The sequence below is a fragment of the Micromonospora sp. NBRC 110037 genome, assembly GCF_001652995.1.
In the GTDB taxonomy this organism is placed as follows: domain Bacteria; phylum Actinomycetota; class Actinomycetes; order Mycobacteriales; family Micromonosporaceae; genus Micromonospora; species Micromonospora chalcea.
This window is the reverse complement of sequence record NZ_BBVA01000011.1, coordinates 53,755-74,985: the sequence shown is the minus strand read 5'-3', so window position 1 is coordinate 74,985 and position 21,231 is coordinate 53,755. Positions and strand designations below refer to the sequence as shown.

At 73.2% G+C, this 21,231-nt stretch carries 20 protein-coding genes; 19 read left to right on the top strand and 1 reads right to left on the bottom strand.

Annotated features, from left to right (window positions below):
* The first annotated feature begins 30 nt into the window (after positions 1-30).
* Genes aroB through nusB form a run of 4 tightly spaced genes read left to right on the top strand, consistent with a single transcriptional unit; the run spans position 31 to position 2,586 of the window.
* Positions 31-1,107 (top strand): 3-dehydroquinate synthase, encoded by a 1,077-nt coding sequence (gene aroB, locus A4R25_RS26965; protein WP_043324955.1) that lies wholly within the window; start codon positions 31-33, stop codon positions 1,105-1,107.
* The gene (gene aroQ / locus A4R25_RS26960; protein WP_043324954.1) at positions 1,104-1,553 is read left to right on the top strand and encodes a type II 3-dehydroquinate dehydratase; all 450 of its coding nucleotides are present in this window, start codon (positions 1,104-1,106) and stop codon (positions 1,551-1,553) included. Before aroB ends, aroQ begins: the two co-directional genes overlap by 4 nt.
* Positions 1,554-1,594: 41 nt before the next feature.
* A complete protein-coding gene (gene efp, locus A4R25_RS26955; protein ID WP_013285503.1) occupies positions 1,595-2,152 on the top strand; it encodes an elongation factor P in 558 nt (185 codons plus the stop codon).
* A 23-nt stretch (positions 2,153-2,175) separates the two neighbouring features.
* Positions 2,176-2,586, top strand: a complete 411-nt coding sequence (gene nusB / locus A4R25_RS26950) for a transcription antitermination factor NusB (protein ID WP_174534511.1) — start codon at positions 2,176-2,178, stop codon at positions 2,584-2,586.
* A 64-nt stretch (positions 2,587-2,650) separates the two neighbouring features.
* Here the strand turns inward: nusB and A4R25_RS26945 are convergent, their stop codons facing one another.
* Complete coding sequence (locus A4R25_RS26945; protein WP_013285505.1) at positions 2,651-3,139, bottom strand: transcriptional regulator; 489 nt, start codon at positions 3,137-3,139, stop codon at positions 2,651-2,653.
* Positions 3,140-3,426: 287 nt separating this feature from the next.
* Here A4R25_RS26945 and pyrR point away from each other — a divergent pair, with 287 nt between their 5' ends.
* The 15 genes from pyrR (at position 3,427) to A4R25_RS26870 (ending at position 21,201) form a co-directional block, all read left to right on the top strand.
* The gene (pyrR, locus tag A4R25_RS26940; RefSeq protein ID WP_043324953.1) at positions 3,427-4,011 is read left to right on the top strand and encodes a bifunctional pyr operon transcriptional regulator/uracil phosphoribosyltransferase PyrR; all 585 of its coding nucleotides are present in this window, start codon (positions 3,427-3,429) and stop codon (positions 4,009-4,011) included.
* On the top strand, positions 4,008-4,934 hold the full coding sequence (locus A4R25_RS26935) for an aspartate carbamoyltransferase catalytic subunit (protein WP_030502502.1): 927 nt from the start codon (positions 4,008-4,010) through the stop codon (positions 4,932-4,934). Before pyrR ends, A4R25_RS26935 begins: the two co-directional genes overlap by 4 nt.
* Positions 4,931-6,208, top strand: coding sequence for a dihydroorotase (locus tag A4R25_RS26930; RefSeq protein WP_064448510.1), 1,278 nt, complete (start codon positions 4,931-4,933; stop codon positions 6,206-6,208). The genes A4R25_RS26935 and A4R25_RS26930 overlap by 4 nt, the downstream gene beginning before the upstream one ends.
* Complete coding sequence (gene carA, locus A4R25_RS26925; protein ID WP_064448509.1) at positions 6,205-7,347, top strand: glutamine-hydrolyzing carbamoyl-phosphate synthase small subunit; 1,143 nt, start codon at positions 6,205-6,207, stop codon at positions 7,345-7,347. Before A4R25_RS26930 ends, carA begins: the two co-directional genes overlap by 4 nt.
* Positions 7,340-10,687, top strand: coding sequence for a carbamoyl-phosphate synthase large subunit (gene carB, locus A4R25_RS26920; RefSeq protein ID WP_064448508.1), 3,348 nt, complete (start codon positions 7,340-7,342; stop codon positions 10,685-10,687). Before carA ends, carB begins: the two co-directional genes overlap by 8 nt.
* A 103-nt stretch (positions 10,688-10,790) precedes the next feature.
* Positions 10,791-11,804 carry a quinone-dependent dihydroorotate dehydrogenase gene (locus tag A4R25_RS26915; protein ID WP_043324949.1) on the top strand — a complete coding sequence of 338 codons (1,014 nt, stop codon included), beginning with the start codon at positions 10,791-10,793 and terminating at the stop codon, positions 11,802-11,804.
* A gap of 132 nt (positions 11,805-11,936) precedes the next feature.
* Positions 11,937-13,211 (top strand): adenosylmethionine--8-amino-7-oxononanoate transaminase, encoded by a 1,275-nt coding sequence (locus tag A4R25_RS26910; protein WP_064448507.1) that lies wholly within the window; start codon positions 11,937-11,939, stop codon positions 13,209-13,211.
* A gap of 87 nt (positions 13,212-13,298) precedes the next feature.
* A complete protein-coding gene (pyrF, locus tag A4R25_RS26905) occupies positions 13,299-14,138 on the top strand; it encodes an orotidine-5'-phosphate decarboxylase (protein WP_064448506.1) in 840 nt (279 codons plus the stop codon).
* A 175-nt stretch (positions 14,139-14,313) separates the two neighbouring features.
* Positions 14,314-14,631, top strand: a complete 318-nt coding sequence (gene mihF / locus A4R25_RS26900; protein WP_013285515.1) for an integration host factor, actinobacterial type — start codon at positions 14,314-14,316, stop codon at positions 14,629-14,631.
* A gap of 25 nt (positions 14,632-14,656) precedes the next feature.
* On the top strand, positions 14,657-15,208 hold the full coding sequence (locus A4R25_RS26895; RefSeq protein WP_064448505.1) for a guanylate kinase: 552 nt from the start codon (positions 14,657-14,659) through the stop codon (positions 15,206-15,208).
* 3 nt (positions 15,209-15,211) lie between these two features.
* A complete protein-coding gene (gene rpoZ / locus A4R25_RS26890) occupies positions 15,212-15,478 on the top strand; it encodes a DNA-directed RNA polymerase subunit omega (RefSeq protein WP_013285517.1) in 267 nt (88 codons plus the stop codon).
* Positions 15,479-15,492: 14 nt separating this feature from the next.
* On the top strand, positions 15,493-16,701 hold the full coding sequence (gene coaBC / locus A4R25_RS26885; RefSeq protein WP_064448504.1) for a bifunctional phosphopantothenoylcysteine decarboxylase/phosphopantothenate--cysteine ligase CoaBC: 1,209 nt from the start codon (positions 15,493-15,495) through the stop codon (positions 16,699-16,701).
* 97 nt (positions 16,702-16,798) lie between these two features.
* The gene (gene metK, locus A4R25_RS26880; RefSeq protein WP_223201130.1) at positions 16,799-17,989 is read left to right on the top strand and encodes a methionine adenosyltransferase; all 1,191 of its coding nucleotides are present in this window, start codon (positions 16,799-16,801) and stop codon (positions 17,987-17,989) included.
* Between the two features lie 59 nt (positions 17,990-18,048).
* Positions 18,049-19,995 (top strand): primosomal protein N', encoded by a 1,947-nt coding sequence (locus A4R25_RS26875; RefSeq protein WP_064448503.1) that lies wholly within the window; start codon positions 18,049-18,051, stop codon positions 19,993-19,995.
* Between the two features lie 225 nt (positions 19,996-20,220).
* On the top strand, positions 20,221-21,201 hold the full coding sequence (locus A4R25_RS26870; RefSeq protein ID WP_064448502.1) for an AAA family ATPase: 981 nt from the start codon (positions 20,221-20,223) through the stop codon (positions 21,199-21,201).
* Positions 21,202-21,231: the final 30 nt, after the last annotated feature.

The following is a 21,231-nucleotide window of genomic DNA, read 5'->3' as shown; positions in this document are numbered from 1 at the left end:
GGGGCGGCGCGCTGGACTAGGCTGCCCGCGATGGACGAGGTGACCCGGATCCCGGTCGGCGGCGAGCGGCCGTACGACGTGCTGGTGGGACGTGACCTGCTGGACCCGCCGCCGGTGCTGCTGGCGGGCGCCGAGCGGGTGGCCTTCCTGCACGCGCCGCCGCTCAAGGCGCTCGCCGACCGGCTCGCCGACGCGGTCCGCGAGGGCGGCGTGACGCCGCTGCTGATCGAGGTGCCGGACGCCGAGGCGGGCAAGCACGTCGACGTGGCGGCGGCCTGCTGGGAGCGGCTCGGCGACGCCGGGTTCACCCGTACCGACGCGGTGGTCGGGGTGGGCGGCGGCGCGGTCACCGACCTGGCCGGGTTCGTCGCCGCGACCTGGCTGCGCGGCGTGCGCTGGGTGCCGGTCGCCACGTCGCTGCTCGGCATGGTCGACGCGGCGGTGGGCGGCAAGACCGGCATCAACACGGCCGCCGGCAAGAACCTGGTCGGCGCGTTCCACCCGCCGGCCGGCGTGCTGGCCGACCTGGCGACGCTGGACAGCCTGCCCCCGGCCGACCTGGCCGCCGGCATGGCCGAGGTGGTCAAGTGCGGGTTCATCGCCGATCCGGTGATCCTCGACCTGGTCGAGCGGGACCCGGCCGCCGCGCTCGACCCGGCCGGGCCGGTGCTGCGGGAACTGGTCGAGCGCGCGGTCCGCGTGAAGGCCGACGTGGTCGCCGGTGACCTGCGCGAATCCGGGGTACGCGAGGTGCTCAACTACGGGCACACCCTCGCCCACGCGATCGAGAAGGTGGAGGGGTACCGCTGGCGGCACGGTCACGCGGTGTCGGTCGGCCTGGTCTACGCGGCCACTCTCGCGCGGCTCGCCGGCCGTCTCGACGCGGCCGACGCCGAGCGGCACCGCCGGGTGCTGACCGCGCTCGACCTGCCGACCGGCTACCGGGCCGACGCCTGGCCGGAACTGCTGGCCGCGATGCGGGTGGACAAGAAGGCCCGGGGCAGCCGGCTGCGGTTCGTGGTGCTCGACGGGATCGCCCGCCCGGCGATCCTGGAGGCGCCGCCGGACGACCTGCTCGCCGCCGCGTACGCGGAGATCAGCTCATGAGGGTGTACGTGCTCAACGGGCCGAACCTGGGCCGGCTCGGCACCCGCCAGGTCGACGTGTACGGGGTGACCAGCTACGCCCAGCTGGTGGCCGACTGCGAGCGGCACGGCCGGGAGCTGGGGCTGGACGTGGTGGTCCGGCAGACCGACGCCGAGCACGAGATGCTGGCCTGGCTGCACGCGGCGGCCGACGAGGAGGCGGCGGTGGTGCTCAACCCGGCGGCCTGGACGCACTACTCGGTGGCGGTGCGGGACGCCTGCGCGATGCTGCGCGGCCCGCTGGTCGAGGTGCACATCTCCAACATCCACGCGCGGGAGGAGTTCCGGCGCCACTCGGTGGTCTCGGCGGTGGCGACCGGGGTGATCTGCGGGCTGGGCGTGGACGGCTACCGGCTGGCGCTGCAGCATCTGGCTCAGCGTGCGAGTCCGATTCGACAGGGCGAGTAGACTTGGACGGTCTGTCCGCCAATTGATGATCAAGGCAGGAAATGGCCACCACCAACGACCTGAAGAACGGCCTGGTACTCAACCTGGACGGCGAGCTGTGGGCCGTCGTCGAGTTCCAGCACGTCAAGCCCGGTAAGGGTGGTGCCTTCGTGCGCACCACGCTGAAGAACGTGCTGTCCGGCAAGGTGGTCGACAAGACCTTCAACGCGGGCACCAAGGTCGAGACCGCGACCGTGGACAAGCGCACCATGCAGTACCTGTACGCCGACGGCGAGGACTACGTCTTCATGGATCTGGAGACGTTCGACCAGATCACCGTCCCCGGCGGCACCGTCGGCGAGGCCGCCAACTACCTCCTCCCCGAGGCCGAGGCGACCGTCGCCACCCACGAGAGCGTGCCGCTGTACATCGAGCTGCCGACCTCGGTCGTGCTCGAGGTCACCTACACCGAGCCGGGCCTGCAGGGCGACCGGTCGACCGGCGGCAACAAGCCGGCCACCGTCGAGACCGGCGCCACAGTGCAGGTGCCGCTGTTCATCACCACCGGTGAGAAGATCAAGGTCGACACCCGCGACGGCCGTTACCTCGGCCGAGCCTGATGGCCGAGGGTCCCAAGCAGCAGATGCCCGCGCGTCGCAAGGCGCGCAAGCGGGCGCTGGACGTGCTCTTCGAGGCCGACCTGCGGGACCGCCCGCCGGTCGAGGTGCTCGCCGGCTACCTGGAGCGGATCGAGCAGCCGCGCCCCGACCACCTCGGCTACGCGGTCGGGCTGGTCGAGGGCGTGGCGGCGCACCTCGACCGGATCGACGAGACGATCGCCAGCTACGCCGAGGGGTGGACGCTGGACCGGATGCCGGTGGTCGACCGCAACCTGGCCCGGATCGCCGTGTACGAGCTGCTCTACGTCGATGAGATCGACGACGCGGTGGCGATCAGCGAGGCGGTGGAGCTGGCCCGGCAGATGTCGACGGACGACTCGCCCCGGTTCCTCAACGGCATCCTCGGCCGGATCGCCGAGTACGCCAGCCGCTGAGCCCCGCGCTCCGACGACGAAAGGGCCCGTGCCGGACGGCACGGGCCCTTCTCGTACGCGGATGTCAGGACGCGAAGAACGCCCGCGGGTCGGCGACCAGCACGCCGTGCTCGGTCAGCCGCTCGATCAGCCCCGACGGTGAGGCGTCGTAGACGATCGCGAGGGCGCGCAGGTCGTCGGCGCGGATGGAGAGCACCCGGCCGTTGTAGTCGCCGCGCTGCTGCTGGATGGCGCGCGCGTAGCGGGCGACGTAGGCCAGGTCCTCGGAGGCCTCGTCGTAGAGCCGCTCCAGGTCCAGCACGATCTTGCTGGTGGGCTCGTGACGCACCCCGCTGCCGTCGGGCAGCAGCTCCGAGACGGGAACGCGGTAGAAGTCGGCCAGTTCCGCCAGGCGGGACACGGTGACGGCGCGGTCGCCGCGCTCGTACGAGCCGACCACCACGGCCTTCCACCGCCCGTTCGACTTCTCCTCCACCCCCTGCAGGGACAGGCCCTGCTGCTGGCGGATGGAGCGCAGGCGGGCGCCCAGCGACTTGGCGTATTCAGAGGGCATTCGGACACTCCCAGTGCTGCTCGGGGTTCTCCCAGCTATCGCTACGGAGCGTGACGGTACGGGGATTGCGACACGCGGTCAAGTGTTGCTGTCCACGACGTCTAGGACGCTCGTGTGGCTTGTCCCCATTTCTCCGGGCTGACCAGCAGGTCAGTACCGGCGGCGGGCGGCCCGGTGACCGCTGGTAACGTGGCGTGAAGCCCCGGTCCGGGCCCCGCGCGGGCCCCCGGAGCCGACCCAGACGTCCTTTAACGACCCGTCCCGTGAGGCGGGGAAGGAGGTCCGCCGTGGCCTACCCACCGGCTGCCCATTCGTCACCGCCGCGACAACCCTCGGTGAAGGTGATCCTCGCCGCTGCGGACGTGTCGCGGGTGGTCGACCGCATCGCCCACCAGATCCTGGAGAAGACCCAGGGCGCCGCCGACACCGTGCTGCTCGGCATCCCCACCCGCGGTGTGCCGCTGTCCCGCCGCCTCGCGGACCGGATCAGCACGTTCGAGGACGTCACCGTCCCGGTCGGCGTGCTCGACATCACGCTCTACCGCGACGACCTTCGTCGGCACGCCACCCGCGCGGTCGGCCCGACCGACCTGCCGTCCGGCGGGATCGACGGCAAGCGGGTGATCCTCGTCGACGACGTGCTGTTCTCCGGCCGCACCGTACGGGCCGCGCTCGACGCGCTCAGCGACGTCGGCCGCCCGGCCTCGGTGCAACTCGCCGTCCTGGTCGACCGCGGTCACCGTCAGCTCCCGATCCGCGCCGACTACGTCGGCAAGAACATCCCCACCGCGCTGGCCGAGAACGTGAAGGTCACCCTCGCCGAGACCGACGGCGCCGACGAGGTACGGCTGTACGGAGGCTCTCCCGCATGATCCGGCACCTGCTCTCCGGCGCCGACCTGGACGCCGCCACCGCCACCCTGGTCCTGGACACCGCCGCGGAGATGGCGACGGTGGCCGGGCGCGAGGTCAAGAAGCTGCCCGCGCTGCGCGGGCGCACCGTGGTCAACCTCTTCTACGAGGACTCCACCCGGACCCGGATCTCGTTCGAGGCGGCCGCCAAGCGGCTCAGCGCCGACGTGATCAACTTCTCTGCCAAGGGTTCCAGCGTGGCCAAGGGGGAGAGCCTGAAGGACACCGCGCTGACGCTCCAGGCGATGGGCGCGGACGCGGTGGTCGTCCGGCACCCCGCCTCGGGCGCGCCGCACCGGCTGGCCGAGTGGGTCGACGGGTCGGTGGTCAACGCCGGTGACGGCACCCACGAGCACCCCACCCAGGCGCTGCTCGACGCGTACACGATGCGGTCCCGGCTGGGCCGGCTCGACGGCCTGCACGTGGCGATCGTCGGCGACGTGCTGCACTCCCGGGTGGCCCGCTCCAACGTGCTGCTGCTGTCCACGCTCGGCGCGAAGGTCACCCTGATCGGCCCGCCCACGCTCATCCCGGTCGACATCGCCGCCGCCCTGGCCCCCGGCACCGACGTCTGTTACGACCTCGACGCCGTTCTCCCAGATGTGGACGTGGTGATGATGCTGCGGGTGCAGCGCGAACGGATGGGTGACTCCTACTTCCCGTCGGCCCGCGAGTACGCCCGCCGCTACGGGCTCGACGGGCCGCGCATGCGCCGGCTGCCCGAGCACGCGATCGTCATGCACCCCGGGCCGATGAACCGGGGGATGGAGATCACGCCCGAGGTGGCCGACTCGCCCCGCTCCACCATCGTCGAACAGGTCGCCAACGGGGTCTCCGTGCGGATGGCCGTGCTCTACCTGCTGCTCGGAGGGAACAACCGGTGACCGCGTACCTCATCACTAACGTCAGTGTGGTCGGCGGCGAGCCGACCGACCTGCTCATCCGCGACGGCGTGGTGGCCGCCGTCGGCGAGGGACTCGCCGCCGACGACGCCACGGTCGTCGACGCGACCGGCCTGGTCGCGCTGCCCGGCCTGGTCGACCTGCACACCCACCTGCGCGAGCCCGGCCGGGAGGACGCCGAGACCGTCGAGTCCGGCTCCCGGGCCGCGGCGCTCGGCGGGTACACGGCGGTGTGCGCGATGGCAAACACCTCGCCGGTCGCCGACACCGCCGGCGTGGTCGAGCAGGTGTGGCGGCTCGGCCGGGAGGCCGGCCTGGTCGACGTGCAGCCGATCGGCGCGGTCACCGTCGGGCTGGCCGGCGAGCGCCTGGCCGAGCTGGGCGCGATGGCCGACTCCGCCGCCGGGGTGCGGATCTTCTCCGACGACGGGCACTGCGTGGCCGACCCGCGGCTGATGCGCCGGGCCCTGGAGTACGTCAAGGCGTTCGACGGCGTGATCGCCCAGCACGCCGAGGAGCCCCGGCTCACCGAGGGCGCGCAGATGCACGAGGGCGAGGTGTCCACCCGCCTCGGCCTGACCGGCTGGCCGGCCGTCGCCGAGGAGGCGATCATCGCCCGGGACGTGCTGCTGGCCGAGCACGTCGGCAGCCGCCTGCACGTCTGCCACGTCTCCACCGCCGGCAGCGTCGAGGTGCTGCGCCAGGCCAAGGCGCGCGGGGTACGGGTCACCGCCGAGGTCACGCCGCACCACCTGCTGCTGACCGACGCCAAGGCGGAGAGCTACGACCCGGTCTTCAAGGTCAACCCGCCGCTGCGCACCGCCGCCGACATCGCCGCGCTGCGGGAGGCGCTGGCCGAGGGCGTGATCGACATCATCGCCACCGACCACGCCCCGCACGCCGTGGAGGACAAGGAGTGCGAGTGGGCGTACGCCCGGCCGGGCATGCTCGGCCTGGAGACCGCCCTGTCCATCGCGCTCGACGTGTTCGGCCCCCGCTGGGACCTGATCGCCGAGCGGATGTCCCGCACGCCGGCCCGCATCGCCGGGCTGACCGGGCACGGCGTCGACCCGGCGCCCGGCGTGCCGGCCAACCTGACCCTTGTCGACCCCGCCGCCCGCCGCGTCATCGAACCGGCGGAGCTGGCCAGCCGTAGTCGTAACACCCCGTACGCCCGCATGACGCTGCCGGGTCGCATCGTGGCGACCTTCCTGCGCGGCGAGCCGACGGTCCTGGACGGAAAGGCAGTTAAGTGAAGAGACGTCCTGCGATTCTCGTCCTCGAGGACGGGCGCACGTTCCACGGCGAGGCGTACGGCAGCGTCGGGGAGACCTTCGGCGAGGCGGTCTTCAACACCGGCATGACCGGCTACCAGGAGACGCTCACCGACCCCTCGTACCACCGGCAGGTGGTGGTGCAGACCGCGCCGCACATCGGCAACACCGGCGTCAACGGTGAGGACGACGAGTCCGACCGGATCTGGGTGGCCGGGTACGTGGTGCGTGACCCGGCCCGGATCAGCTCCAACTGGCGCGCCGACGGCGGGCTGGAGGACCGGCTCGCCGCCGAGGGCGTCGTCGGCATCAGCGGGGTGGACACCCGGGCGCTGACCCGGCACCTGCGCGAGCGCGGCGCGATGCGGGTCGGCATCTCCAGCGTCGAGGACGACCCGGCCGCGCTGCTGGAGCGGGTGCGCCGTTCGCCGCAGATGGTCGGCGCGAACCTGTCCGACGAGGTGACCACCGCCAAGCCGTACGTGGTCGAGGCGGAAGGCGAGCACCGGTTCACGGTGGCCGCGGTGGACCTGGGCATCAAGCGCAACGTGCCGCGCCGGCTCGCCGCCCGCGGCGTCACCACCCACGTGCTGCCCGCCGGGTCGACGATCGAGGACCTGCTCGCCACCGGCGCGGACGCGGTCTTCTTCTCGCCCGGCCCGGGCGACCCGGCGACCGCCGACGGTCCGGTGGCGCTGGCCCGGGAGGTGCTGGCCCGGCGGATCCCGCTGTTCGGCATCTGCTTCGGCAGCCAGATCCTCGGCCGGGCGCTCGGCTTCGGCACCTACAAGCTGGGGTACGGCCACCGCGGCATCAACCAGCCGGTGCTCGACCGGGCCACCGGCAAGGTCGAGGTGACCAGCCACAACCACGGCTTCGCGGTGCAGGTGCCGGGCGCCGGGGACGGCGCGGTGGTGCCGGATCAGGTGATCCAGACCGAGTTCGGCGGTGTCCAGGTGTCACACGTCTGCCTCAATGACAACGTGGTCGAGGGGCTGCGGGGCATCGACATCCCCGCTTTCACCGTCCAGTACCACCCGGAGGCGGCGGCCGGCCCGCACGACGCGGACTACCTCTTCGACCGTTTCGCAGAGCTGATCGAGGGGCGCAAGAATGCCTAAGCGGACCGACCTCAAGCACGTCCTGGTGATCGGCTCCGGGCCGATCGTGATCGGACAGGCCTGCGAGTTCGACTACTCCGGCACCCAGGCCTGCCGGGTGCTGCGCAGCGAGGGGATCCGGGTCAGCCTGGTCAACTCCAACCCGGCGACGATCATGACGGACCCGGAGTTCGCCGACGCCACGTACGTCGAGCCGATCACCCCGGAGTTCGTCGAGCTGGTCATCGCCAAGGAGCGCCCCGACGCGCTGCTGCCGACGCTCGGCGGGCAGACCGCGCTGAACACCGCCGTCGCGCTGCACGAGGCGGGCGTGCTGGAGAAGTACGGCGTCGAGCTGATCGGCGCGAACATCGAGGCGATCAACCGGGGCGAGGACCGGCAGCTGTTCAAGGAGATCGTCGCGAAGGCCGGCGTACGGCTGGGCCTGGAGGATCCGTCCGCGCTGGTGCCGCGCTCGCGGGTCTGCCACTCGATGGACGAGGTCCGCGAGACGGTCGCCGAGCTGGGCCTGCCGGTGGTCATCCGGCCGTCGTTCACGATGGGCGGCCTCGGTTCCGGCATGGCGCACACCGACGAGGACCTGGAGCGCATCGCCGGTTCGGGCCTCGCGGCCAGCCCGGTGCACGAGGTGCTCATCGAGGAGAGCGTGCTCGGCTGGAAGGAGTACGAGCTCGAACTGATGCGCGACCGCCACGACAACGTGGTGGTGGTCTGCTCGATCGAGAACGTCGACCCGATGGGCGTGCACACCGGCGACAGCGTCACCGTCGCGCCGTCGATGACGCTCACCGACCGGGAGTACCAGCGGCTGCGTGACCTCGGCATCGCGGTGCTGCGCGAGGTCGGGGTGGACACCGGCGGCTGCAACATCCAGTTCGCGGTCAACCCGGCCGACGGCCGGATCGTCGTGATCGAGATGAACCCCCGGGTGTCGCGTTCCTCGGCGCTGGCGTCAAAGGCCACCGGCTTCCCGATCGCGAAGATCGCCGCGAAGCTGGCCATCGGCTACACGCTGGACGAGATCCCGAACGACATCACGCTCAAGACGCCTGCGGCGTTCGAGCCGACGCTCGACTACGTGGTGGTGAAGATCCCCCGGTTCGCGTTCGAGAAGTTCCCCGGCGCCGACCCGGAGCTGACCACCACCATGAAGTCGGTGGGCGAGGCGATGAGCCTGGGCCGCAACTTCACCGAGGCGCTGAACAAGGCGATGCGCTCGATGGAAACCAAGGCGTCGGGTTTCTGGACCACTCCGGACCCGGACGGCGCCACGTTGGAGAACACCCTCGCGGCGCTGCGGACGCCGCACGACGGCCGGCTCTACACCGTCGAGCGGGCGCTGCGCCTGGGCGCGTCGATCGCCGAGGTGTCCGAGGCGTCCGGCGGCATGGACCCGTGGTTCCTGGACCAGATCGCCTCGCTGGTCGAGCTGCGCGCCGAGATCGTGGCCGCGCCGGTGCTCGACGCCGGTCTGCTGCGCCGGGCCAAGCGCGCCGGCCTGTCCGACCGGCAGCTCGCCGCGCTGCGTCCCGAGCTGGCCGCCGAGGACGGCGTCCGCACGCTGCGCCACCGGCTCGGCGTACGGCCGGTCTACAAGACGGTGGACACCTGCGCGGCCGAGTTCGAGGCGACCACGCCGTACCACTACTCGACCTACGACTCGGAGACCGAGGTGGCGCCCTCGGCGCGGCCGAAGGTGCTGATCCTGGGCTCCGGGCCGAACCGGATCGGTCAGGGCATCGAGTTCGACTACTCGTGCGTGCACGCGGTCCAGGCGCTCCGGGCCGTGGACTATGAGACGGTGATGGTCAACTGCAACCCGGAGACCGTCTCCACCGACTACGACACCGCCGACCGGCTCTACTTCGAGCCGCTGACGTTCGAGGACGTGCTGGAGGTCTGGCACGCCGAGGACTCCTCCGGCAAGGCCGCCGGCGGCCCCGGCGTGATCGGGGTGATCGTCCAGCTCGGCGGGCAGACGCCGCTCGGCCTGGCCCAGCGGCTCAAGAACGCCGGGGTGCCGATCGTCGGGACGTCCCCGGAGTCGATCCACCTGGCCGAGGAGCGCGGCGCGTTCGGCGCGGTGCTGTCCCGGGCCGGGCTGCGCGCGCCCGCGCACGGCATGGCCACCTCGTACGACGAGGCGAAGGCGATCGCCGACGAGATCGGGTACCCGGTGCTGGTCCGTCCCTCGTACGTGCTCGGCGGGCGCGGCATGGAGATCGTGTACGACGACGCCACGCTGCGCGACTACATCGGCCGGGCCACCGCCATCTCGCCGGACCGCCCGGTGCTGGTGGACCGGTTCCTGGACGACGCCATCGAGATCGACGTGGACGCGCTCGTGGACGCCGACGGCGACGTCTACCTGGGCGGCGTGATGGAGCACATCGAGGAGGCCGGCATCCACTCCGGCGACTCGTCCTGCGCGCTGCCGCCGATCACCCTGGCCGGCTCGCACCTGGCCCAGGTGCGCCGTTACACCGAGGAGATCGCCCGCGGCGTCGGGGTGCGCGGCCTGCTCAACGTCCAGTACGCGCTGCAGGGCGACATGCTCTACGTGCTGGAGGCCAACCCGCGTGCCTCCCGTACCGTGCCGTTCGTCTCGAAGGCCACGGCGGTGCCGCTGGCCAAGGCGGCGGCCCGGATCGCCCTCGGCGCCACCATCGCGCAGCTGCGCGCCGAGGGGATGCTGCCGCCCACCGGCGACGGCGGCACCATGCCGGCCGACGCGCCGATCGCGGTCAAGGAGGCGGTGCTGCCGTTCAAGCGGTTCCGCACCCCCTCCGGCAAGGGCATCGACGTGCTGCTCGGCCCGGAGATGAAGTCCACCGGCGAGGTGATGGGCATCGACACCGGCTTCGGGCAGGCGTTCGCCAAGTCGCAGGCTGCCGCGTACGGGTCGCTGCCCACCGCCGGGAAGATCTTCGTCTCGGTCGCCAACCGGGACAAGCGCGGCATGATCTTCCCGATCAAGCGCCTGGCCGACCTGGGCTTCGAGATCGTGGCCACCACCGGCACGGCCGAGGTGCTGCGCCGGCACGGCATCGCCTGCGAGCAGATCCGCAAGCACTACGAGTCGGGTGAGGGTGCGGACGCGGTCTCGCTGATCCTCGGCGGGGACGTGGCGCTGGTGGTGAACACGCCGCAGGGCTCCGGCGCGAGCGCCCGCTCCGACGGGTACGAGATCCGCAGCGCCGCGGTGAGCGTCGACATCCCCTGCGTCACCACGGTCCCCGGCGCCGCAGCCGCGGTAATGGGCATCGAGGCCCGAATCCGGGGCGACCTGAAGGTCCGCCCCCTGCAGGACCTGCACGCCGCCCTCCGGGCGGGCGAGTGACCCCGCGCCTGACCGCGCCGATCATGAGGTTGGCGGCGATGTGGATCTCCAAATCCGCCGTCAACCTCATGATCAACGGGGAGAGCGGGCGGGGGGCCGGGGCGTGATCTTCGAGAAGGTGGTGCGGCCCCGGCTGTTCTCGCTCGCGGGCGGGGACGCCGAGGGGGCGCACGAGTGGACCCTGGAACGGCTCGCGGCGGTGTCGCGGCAGCCGGCCGTTCTCGCGGCGCTGCGACGGGCGTACTTCCGGTCCGCGCCGCGCACCGTGTTCGGGGTGCGCTTCCCCAACCCGGTCGGGCTGGCCGCCGGGATGGACAAGAACGGACTCGCGTTGCCCGCCTGGCCGGCGCTGGGCTTCGGCTTCGTCGAGGTCGGCACCGTGACCGCGCACGCCCAGCCGGGCAATCCCCGGCCCCGGCTGTTCCGGCTGCGCGACAGCGAAGCGGTGATCAACCGGATGGGCTTCAACAACGCGGGCGCGGCGGCCCTCGCCGACCGGCTGGCGGCGTTGCCGCGCCCGCTCGGCGTACCGCTGGGCATCTCGCTCGGCAAGTCCAAGGTGACCCCGTTGGATCAGGCGGTCGAGGACTATCTCGACTCCTACCGGGCGCTCAAGGGACACGGTGACTACTTCGCCGTGAACGTGTCCTCACCGAACACCCCGGGGCTGCGCTCGCTTCAGGACCGGTCCCACCTGGACGCGCTGCTGGCCGCGCTGGTGGGGGAGAAGCCGGTGCTGGTGAAGATCGCCCCGGACCTCACCGAGCCGGCCGTGGCCGAGCTGCTGGAGGTCTGCCTCGACCGGGGCGCCGCCGGGGTCATCGCCACCAACACCACGCTCGCCCGGGACGGGCTGGCCCCGGCCGACCGGGCGCGCGGCGCGGAGACGGGCGGCCTGTCCGGCCGGCCGCTCACCGTGCGGGCCCGGGAGATGGTCGCCTTCGTGCACCGGGAGACCGGCGGGCGGCTGCCGGTGATCGGCGTCGGCGGCATCCTCGACCCGGACGACGCGACGCGCATGTTCGACGCCGGCGCGTCCCTGGTCCAGCTCTACACCGGCTTCATCTACCGCGGCCCCGCCCTGACGAGAGCCATAACCCGGACCACCCACCCCTGACCCACCCCTCTCTTCCTCGCGATCTTGCACTCGCGGCCCCGGCACACCCCCTCATTCCGGGCGCGGCAGGGGCAGCAACCGCAAGATCGCGGGGGAAGAGAGGGGGCGGCGGGGAGGGGTGAAGGAGGAGACGTGACGCCTGAGGAGATTCTGGACGCGGACCGGCGGCACGTGTGGCATCCGTACGCCGCGATGCCCTCCGCCGGCGCGCCGTACGTCGTGGACAGCGCGCAAGGGGTGCGGCTGCGGCTGGCGGACGGGCGGGAGCTGGTCGACGGCATGTCGTCGTGGTGGGCGGCGATCCACGGCTACCGGCACCCGGCGCTCGACGCCGCGGTGACCGGCCAGCTCGGGCGGATGAGCCACGTGATGTTCGGCGGGCTCACCCACGAGCCGGCGGTACGCCTGGCGCGCACGCTCGTCGAGCTGACCCCGGACGGCCTGGAACACGTCTTCCTGGCCGACTCCGGCTCGGTGAGCGTCGAGGTCGCGGTGAAGATGTGCCTGCAGTACCAGCGGGCGCGGGGACGCCCGCAGCGCCGCCGGCTGGGCACCTGGCGGGGCGGCTACCACGGTGACACGTTCCACCCGATGAGCGTCTGCGACCCGGAGGGCGGCATGCACCACCTCTGGGGCGACGTGCTGCCCCGGCAGGTGTTCGCGCCGGCGCCGCCGTCCGGCTTCGACGCGCCGCCCGACCCGGCGTACGAGGCGGCTCTGGTGGACGCCGTGGAGCGGCACGCCGACGAGCTGGCCGCGGTGATCGTCGAGCCGGTGGTCCAGGGCGCCGGCGGGATGCGGTTCCACCACCCGCACTATCTGCGTGTGCTGCGCGAGGTGACCCGGAAGCACGGCATCCTGCTGGTCTTCGACGAGATCGCCACCGGCTTCGGCCGGACCGGGAGGATGTTCGCCGCCGAGCACGCCGGGGTGGCCCCGGACGTGCTCTGCGTCGGCAAGGCGCTCACCGGCGGGTACCTGACGCTGGCCGCGGCGCTCTGCACGCCCGAGGTGGCACGGGCGATCTCCGCCGACGGGGTGCTGGCGCACGGACCGACGTTCATGGGCAACCCGCTCGCCTGCGCGGTCGCCAACGCCTCCCTGGAGCTTCTGCGGGCCGGGGACTGGGCCGGCCGGGTGGCGGGGATCGCCGAGGGCCTGCGGGCCGGCCTGGCGCCGTTGCGCGGCGCGCCCGGCGTGGCCGACGTACGGGTGCTCGGCGCGATCGGGGTGGTGCAGCTCGACCACGAGGTGGACCTGCCCCGGGCGACCGCCGCCGCGGTGGCGCAGGGGGTGTGGCTGCGCCCGTTCCGGGATCTCGTCTACACCATGCCGCCGTACGTCTGCGACGCCGCGGACGTGGCGCGGATCGCGGCCGGGGTGGCCGCGGCGGTGAAGGCCGGCTGAGCCCGGCCGAGTTCGACAGGGCGCGACGGGAAGGCCGTCGCCGGACACGCCCAGGCGGCCCGGGGCCGCGGGGAGAGGAGAGACGCGATGGAGACGTTCGGCGCCCGATTGCACCGGGCCGTGGCGGAGCGAGGGCCGCTGTGCGTGGGGATCGATCCGCACCCCGGGTTGCTGGCCGGCTGGGGGCTGACCGACGACGTCGACGGACTCGACCGGTTCTGCCGCACCGTGGTGGAGGCGATCGGGGACCGGGTGGCCGTGGTCAAGCCGCAGTCGGCGTTCTTCGAGCGCTTCGGCTCGCGCGGCGTCGGGGTGCTTGAGTCAACTATCCGACAGTTGCGAGATCTGGGAGCGCTCGTTCTGCTTGACGTGAAGCGCGGCGACATCGGCTCGACGGTGGCCGCGTACGCGTCGGCGTACCTCGATCCATCCAGCCCGATGTATGTCGATGCGGTGACCGCGAGCCCCTACCTGGGAGTAGGTTCACTCGCGCCGATGTTCTCCACCGCAGCCGAGCACGGTGGCGGGGTCTTCGTCCTGGCCCTCACCTCGAACCCGGAGGGCGCCTCCGTGCAGCGTGCCGTCGGGGCCGACGGGCGCACCGTCGCGCAGACCGTGATCGACGAGATTTCCCAGCTCAACCGGGGTGCGGAGCCGCTCGGAAGCTTCGGTCTGGTGGTCGGCGCGACGGTCGGCGAGACCGGTCACGACCTCGGCTCGGTGAACGGTCCGCTGCTCGCTCCGGGCCTGGGCGCGCAGGGCGGCACGCCCGCCGGGTTGCGCACCGTCTTCGGCGCCGCGCTGCCGTCGGTGCTCCCGTCGTACTCCCGGGAGGTGCTCGGCGCGGGACCGGACCCGGACGCTCTGCGCGCCGCCGCCGAGCGGGCGCTGGCCGAGTGCCGGAGCGCCCTGGACGCCGTAGGCTGACTGACGGCTCGGTCACTTTCCGTTGATCATCGCGCGCCCACGTTGCCGAAATCTCCGTTGACCGCTAGTTTTCCCCGCGCTGGGAACCACGGACCCCTTTGGTTGCCAGCGACACCACGTTTCACAGATGCGGTGGGGCGCTCCGCCCGCCGTACTAGGGACCTGAGGAGAACTGGTGCCGCTCCCGTCACTGACCCCCGAACAGCGCGCTGCCGCGCTGGAGAAGGCCGCGGAGATCCGCAAGGCCCGCGCTGAGCTGAAGGAGCAGCTCAAGCAGGGCAAGACCACCCTCGCCACCGTCCTCGAGCGGGCCGAGTCCGACGACGTCGTGGGCAAGCTGAAGGTTTCGGCCGTGCTCCAGGCGATGCCGGGCATCGGCAAGATCCGGGCCACCCAGATCATGGAGAAGCTCAAGATCGCGGACAGCCGTCGCCTGCGCGGCCTCGGCGAGCAGCAGCGCAAGGCTCTGCTCGGGGAGTTCGCCGCGAACTGAACGGCCCGCCGTGTAGAAACAAGCGGTGAGCACGGATGACGAGGCGCGCTCGGCGGCTCGGCTCACTGTCCTGTCCGGTCCCTCCGGGGCCGGCCGGAGCAGTGTGGTCGAGGCGGTCCGGGCGCGCCTTGCGTCTGTCTGGGTGCCGGTGGTCGCCACCACCCGGCCGCCGCGCCCCGACGAGCGGGACGGCGTGGACCGCGTCTTCCTCGACGCGCCCGCCTTCGACCAGCTGATCGCCGCCGGGGAACTGCTGGAGTGGTGCCGGATCGGGCCGTACCGCCGGGGGGTGCCCCGGGCCGAGGTACGGGCGCGGCTCGCCGCGGGCCGGCCGGTGCTGCTGCCGCTGGACCTGGGCGGCGCGCTCGCGGTACGGGCGGCGGCGCCCGGCGCCCGGCTGGTGCTGCTCGCGCCGCCGGCGTACCGGGCCGACCCGGACGTCGCGGCCCTCTTCGCCCACGCCGTGGCACACGACCACACCGAGCGCGCCGCGGCGGAGCTGGTAGGATTGCTCGGTTCGTCCTTCCTGGCTCCGGCCCGACCGCCCGCGGGCGGCGCACGAGACGCAGAGGTTTAATTCGTGGGATCCATCGCCACCAACCCCGAGGGCATCACCAACCCGCCGATCGACGAGCTGCTCGAGAAGACCACCTCGAAGTACGCGCTGGTCATCTTCGCCGCCAAGCGCGCCCGTCAGGTCAACGCCTACTACAGCCAGCTCGGTGAGGGCCTGCTGGAGTACGTCGGCCCGCTGGTGGAGACCACCCCGCAGGAGAAGCCGCTCTCCATCGCCATGCGCGAGATCAACGCGGGCCTGCTCACCGCTGAGCCGACCGACCAGCCGTAACCGCGCCCGCGCCGATGCCCGCCGAGATCGTCCTCGGGGTCGGCGGCGGCATCGCCGCCTACAAGGCGTGTGAGCTGCTCCGGCTCTTCACCGAGTCGGGTCACCGGGTCCGGGTGGTGCCGACCGCCTCGGCGCTCCGTTTCGTCGGGGCGCCGACCTGGGCGGCCCTGTCCGGCCAGCCGGTGGCCGACGACGTCTGGTCCGACGTGCACGAGGTGCCGCACGTGCGGCTCGGGCAGCACGCCGACCTGGTCGTGGTCGCCCCGGCCACCGCTGACCTGCTCGCCAAGGCCGCCCACGGCCTCGCCGACGACCTGCTGACCAACACGCTGCTGACCGCGCGCTGCCCGGTGCTGCTGGCGCCGGCCATGCACACCGAGATGTGGGAGCACCCGGCGACCGTGGCGAACGTGGCCACGCTGCGCTCGCGCGGCGTCCGGGTGATCGAGCCGGCCGTGGGGCGGCTCACCGGGCGGGACACCGGCAAGGGCCGGCTGCCCGACCCGGCGGAGATCTTCGCGGTGGCCCGCCGGGCCCTGGCCCGCGGCGTCGAGGCCGAGGCCGACCTGGCCGGCCGGCACGTGGTGGTCACCGCCGGGGGCACCCGCGAGCCGCTGGACCCGGTCCGGTTCCTGGGCAACCGGTCCTCCGGCAAGCAGGGGTACGCGTTCGCCCGCGCCGCTGTGGCCCGGGGCGCCCGGGTGACGCTGGTCGCGGCGAACGTGGCGCTGCCCGACCCGGCCGGGGTGGACCTGGTCCGGGTGGGCACCACCGAGGAGCTGCGCACGGCGACGCTGGCGGCGGCCGCCGACGCGGACGCCGTGGTGATGGCCGCCGCGCCCGCCGACTTCCGCCCGGCCAGCTACGCCACCGGGAAGATCAAGAAGTCGGACGACGGTGTCGCGCCGACCATCGAGCTGGTCACCAACCCGGACATCGCCGCCGAGCTGGGTCGCGTCCGCCGCCCCGGCCAGGTGCTGGTGATCTTCGCCGCGGAGACCGACGACGCGGAGGCCAACGGCCGGGCCAAACTGGCCCGCAAGGGAGCCGACATGATCGTCGTCAACGAGGTCGGCGTGGACAAGGTCTTCGGCGCCGACACCAACGCGGCCACCGTGATCGGCGCCGACGGCGCCGTGCACCGGCTGGCCGAGCAGCCCAAGGAGGCCCTGGCCGACGCCGTCTGGGACCTCGTCTGTCCGCGGTTGCCGTCACGTTCCTGACGGTTGGTCGGCCCGCGTTCAGGGGGTCGCGGCGGAACGAGGATGGCTAAACTGCCGCCGAGCGACCTTTAAAAGTCTTCACATGCTTAGGAGTGCCGTGACACGTCTCTTCACGTCCGAATCGGTCACGGAGGGCCACCCGGACAAGATCGCCGACCAGATCAGTGACGGCATTCTCGACGCGCTGCTCGCCCAGGACCCGCACAGCCGGGTCGCGGTGGAGACGCTGATCACCACCGGTCAGGTGCACGTGGCCGGTGAGGTGACCACGAAGGCGTACGCCGACATCCCCACCATCGTCCGGGAGACCATCCTCGGCATCGGCTACGACTCGTCGAAGAAGGGCTTCGACGGCGCGTCCTGCGGCGTCAGCGTGTCCATCGGCGCCCAGTCGCCGGACATCGCCCAGGGCGTCGACAACGCCTTCGAGCTGCGTACCGGCGGGTCGGAGAGCGCGCTGGACGCGCAGGGCGCCGGTGACCAGGGCATGATGTTCGGCTTCGCCTGCTCCGAGACGCCCGAGCTGATGCCGCTGCCGATCGCGCTGGCGCACCGGCTGGCGCGCCGGCTCGCCACGGTCCGCAAGGACGGCACCATCCCCTACCTGCGGCCGGACGGCAAGACCCAGGTGACCATCGAGTACGACGGGCTGCGCCCGGTCCGGCTCAACACCGTCGTCGTGTCCAGCCAGCACGCGGCCGACATCTCGCTGGAGTCGCTGCTCACCCCGGACATCCGGGACCACGTCATCACCCCGGAGCTGGAGGGCCTCGGCCTGGAGACCGAGGGCTACCGGCTGCTGGTCAACCCGACCGGGCGCTTCGAGATCGGCGGCCCGATGGGTGACGCCGGCCTGACCGGCCGGAAGATCATCGTGGACACCTACGGCGGGTACGCGCGCCACGGCGGCGGCGCGTTCTCCGGCAAGGACCCCTCGAAGGTCGACCGCTCGGCCGCGTACGCGATGCGCTGGGTGGCCAAGAACGTGGTCGCCGCCGGGCTGGCCGAGCGGTGCGAGGCGCAGGTCGCGTACGCGATCGGCAAGGCCCACCCGGTGAGCCTGTTCATCGAGACGTTCGGCACCGAGACGGTGCCGGTCGCCTCGATCGAGAAGGCCGTCGCCGAGGTGTTCGACCTGCGCCCGGCCGCCATCATCCGGGACCTGCACCTGCTCCGCCCGATCTACCAGCAGACCGCCGCGTACGGCCACTTCGGCCGGGAGCTGCCGGACCTGACCTGGGAGGGCACCGACCGGGCCGCCGACCTCAAGTCGGCCGCGGGAGCCTGACCGCCGCCACGCGCCGCGACCGGCGACCCGCGCAGGGGTCGCCGGTCGCGCGCGTCTGCGTGGACGTGCCCCTGCCGCACCTGGACCGCCCGTTCGACTACCTGGTGCCGGAGGCGCTCGACGCCGAGGCGCAACCGGGGGTACGGGTGAAGGTGCGCTTCGCCGGGCAGCTGGTCGACGGCTGGCTGCTGGAGCGCGCCGAGTCCTCCGCGCACCCGAAACTGGCGTACCTGGAGAAGGTCGTCTCGCCGGTGCCGGTGCTCTCCCCGGAGGTGGCCCGGCTGGCCCGCGCGGTCGCCGACCGGTACGCGGGCAGCCTCGCCGACGTGCTGAGGCTGGCGGTGCCGCCCCGGCACGCCCGCGCCGAGAAGGCCGTCACCGCCGACGCGGACGCGCCCGCCGACCCCGACGCGCCCGCGGACGCGGACGCCAGGCCGGGTGGCCGGGCGGAGGTGGACCCGCGCGGCTGGCGGGACTACCCGGCCGGGTCGGCGCTGCTGCGGGCGCTCACCGACGGCCGGCCCGCCCGCGCGGTCTGGTCGGCGCTGCCGGGGGAGGACTGGGCCGACCGGTACGCCGACGCGGTGGCCGCCACCGTGGCCGGTGGCCGGGGCGCAGTGGTCGTGGTGGCCGACGCCCGTGACCTGGACCGGCTCGACGCCGCCCTGACCGCCGTGCTCGGCGCGGGGCGGCACGTGCGCCTCACCGCCGCCGACGGCCCGGCCCGCCGCTACCGGGCGTTCCTGGCGGCCCGACGCGGCGACGTGGCAGTGGTGATCGGCACCCGGGCGGCCATGTTCGCCCCGGTGGAGCGGCTCGGCCTGGTGGCGATCTGGGACGACGGCGACGACCTGCACGCCGAGCCCCGCGCGCCCTACCCGCACGCCCGGGACGTGCTGCTCACCCGGGCGCAGCTCGGCGACGCCGCCGCCCTGGTCGGCGGGTACGCCCGCAGCGCCGAGGCGCAGCTGCTGGTGGAGACGTCCTGGGCCCGGGAGGTGGTGGCCGACCGGGCGGTGGTGCGCGCGCGTACCCCGGCCATGGCGCCCACCGGCGACGACCCGCAACTGGCCCGCGATCCCGGCGCGGCCTCGGCGCGGCTGCCGAGCCTGGCCTGGACCAGCGCCCGGGACGCGCTGCGCGCGGACCTGCCGGTGCTGGTGCAGGTGCCGCGCCGGGGTTACGTGCCGTCGGTGGCCTGCGCCGACTGCCGGACCCCGGCCCGCTGCCCGCACTGCGCCGGGCCGCTCGCGCTGCCCTCGGCGCAGGGCACGCCCGCCTGCCGCTGGTGCGGCCGGGTGGCCGCCGCGTACGCCTGCCCGGACTGCGGTGGGCGGCGGCTGCGCGCCTCGGTCACCGGCGCCCGGCGCACGGCCGAGGAGCTGGGCCGGGCGTTCCCGGGCGTGCCGGTGCGCACCTCGGGGCGGGAGGAGGTGCTCGCCACGGTGCCGGGCGGGGCCGGGCTGGTGATCGCCACGCCGGGCGCCGAGCCGGTGGCCGACGGCGGCTACGGCGCGGTGTTGCTGCTCGACTCGTGGGCGCTGCTGACCCGGGCCGACCTGCGGGCCGGTGAGGAGGCGCTGCGGCGGTGGATGGCCGCCGCCGCGCTGGCCCGGCCCGGTACGGCCGGCGGGCGGGTGGTGGTGGTCGCGGACGGCGCGCTCGCGCCGGTGCAGGCGTTGCTGCGCTGGGACTCCGCCTGGTTCGCCGCCCGCGAGCTGGCCGAGCGGCGCGAGCTGGGCTTCCCCCCGGCGGTGCGGATGGCGAGCGTCACCGGCGTCGCCGAGGCGGTCAGCGACCTGCTGGACGGCGCCCGGCTGCCGGACGGCGCCGAGGTGCTGGGGCCGGTGCCGGCCGACGAGGGCCGGGAGCGGATGCTCGTGCGGGTGCCCCGGTCCCGGGCCGCCGCGCTGGCCGAGGCGCTGCACGCCGCCGCCGGCCAGCGCAGCGCCCGCAAGGCGGCCGATCCGGTACGCCTGCAGGTCGATCCGCTCGTGCTGTTCTGACCGGCCGCCGCCGCGTGACACTGCGCACGCGGTCCCTCGCGCACGGTCGTGAGCTGGGGTTTGCCGCACACCTGGTCCGGCAATTGGGTAGCGGGCGGTGATAGCATCGCCCGTCATGCCCAGCCGCGCGGTTTCCCCGCGCGGGACGCGGCGCGGCGGGTGCCAGAGCACGTCGGGCCGACACTCGATGTCGTCAGTCAGCCGGTGAGCAGGGGTGGACCAGTCGTGACCGTTCGTCAGTCGATCGTCTTCAACGGTGACCTCGGCAGTGGCAAGAGCACCGTGTCCGTCGAGATCGCCAAGCGGCTGGGGCTGCGCCGGGTCAGCGTCGGCGACCTCTACCGCCAGATGGCCCAGGAGCGGGAGATGACCGCTCTGCAGCTCAACCTGCACGCCGAGCTGGACCAGGCGGTCGACGGCTACGTCGACCAGCTCCAGCGCGACATCGCCGCCTCCGGCGAGTCGCTGGTCATGGACTCCCGCCTGGCCTGGCACTTCTTCACCGACGCGCTCAAGGTGCACATGATCACCGAGCCGACCGAGGCGGCCCGGCGCGTGCTGGCCCGCCCGTCCGGCCCGGCCGAGAGCTACACCTCGCTGGAGGAGGCGCGGACCAAGCTGCGCGAGCGCAGCGAGAGCGAGCGGGGCCGGTTCATCGTCCGCTACGGGGTCGACAAGGCCCGCCTGCGCAACTACGACCTGATCTGCGACACCACCCGGGCCAACCCGGAGCAGGTCATCCAGCACGTCATCGACGTCTACGAGGGCCGCCTCGGCGCGGACGTGCTGCGCGCCGGTCAGCCGCTGCTGCTGCTCGACCCGACCCGGGTCTACCCCACCGAGGACGTGTCCGCGCTGCGGGGCCTGTGGGACGCCGACCTCGCCGCCGAGCTGGCCGAGAGCGGTGAGGAGCCGGAGCCGCTGAGCATCGGCTACACCGGCGAGTACTTCTTCGTCGTCGACGGGCACCGGCGGCTCAGCTCGGCGGTGCGCGCCGGCCTGCCGATGGTCCCCGCCCGGCTGGTCGCCGAGGTGGACGAGCCGGTGGTCGGCGGGATGAGCGCCGTCGACTTCTTCACCACGCAGGCCCGGCCGGGGCTGATCCACGACTGGGAGGACGCCCACGGCATCACGCTGCCGCTGCCCGAGCACGCGCTGCTCGACGGCGGCCCGGTGCTGGCCGGGGAGCCGGGCGCGGGCGCCTGACCGCGGTGGACACCGCCGTCTCGCCGTGAC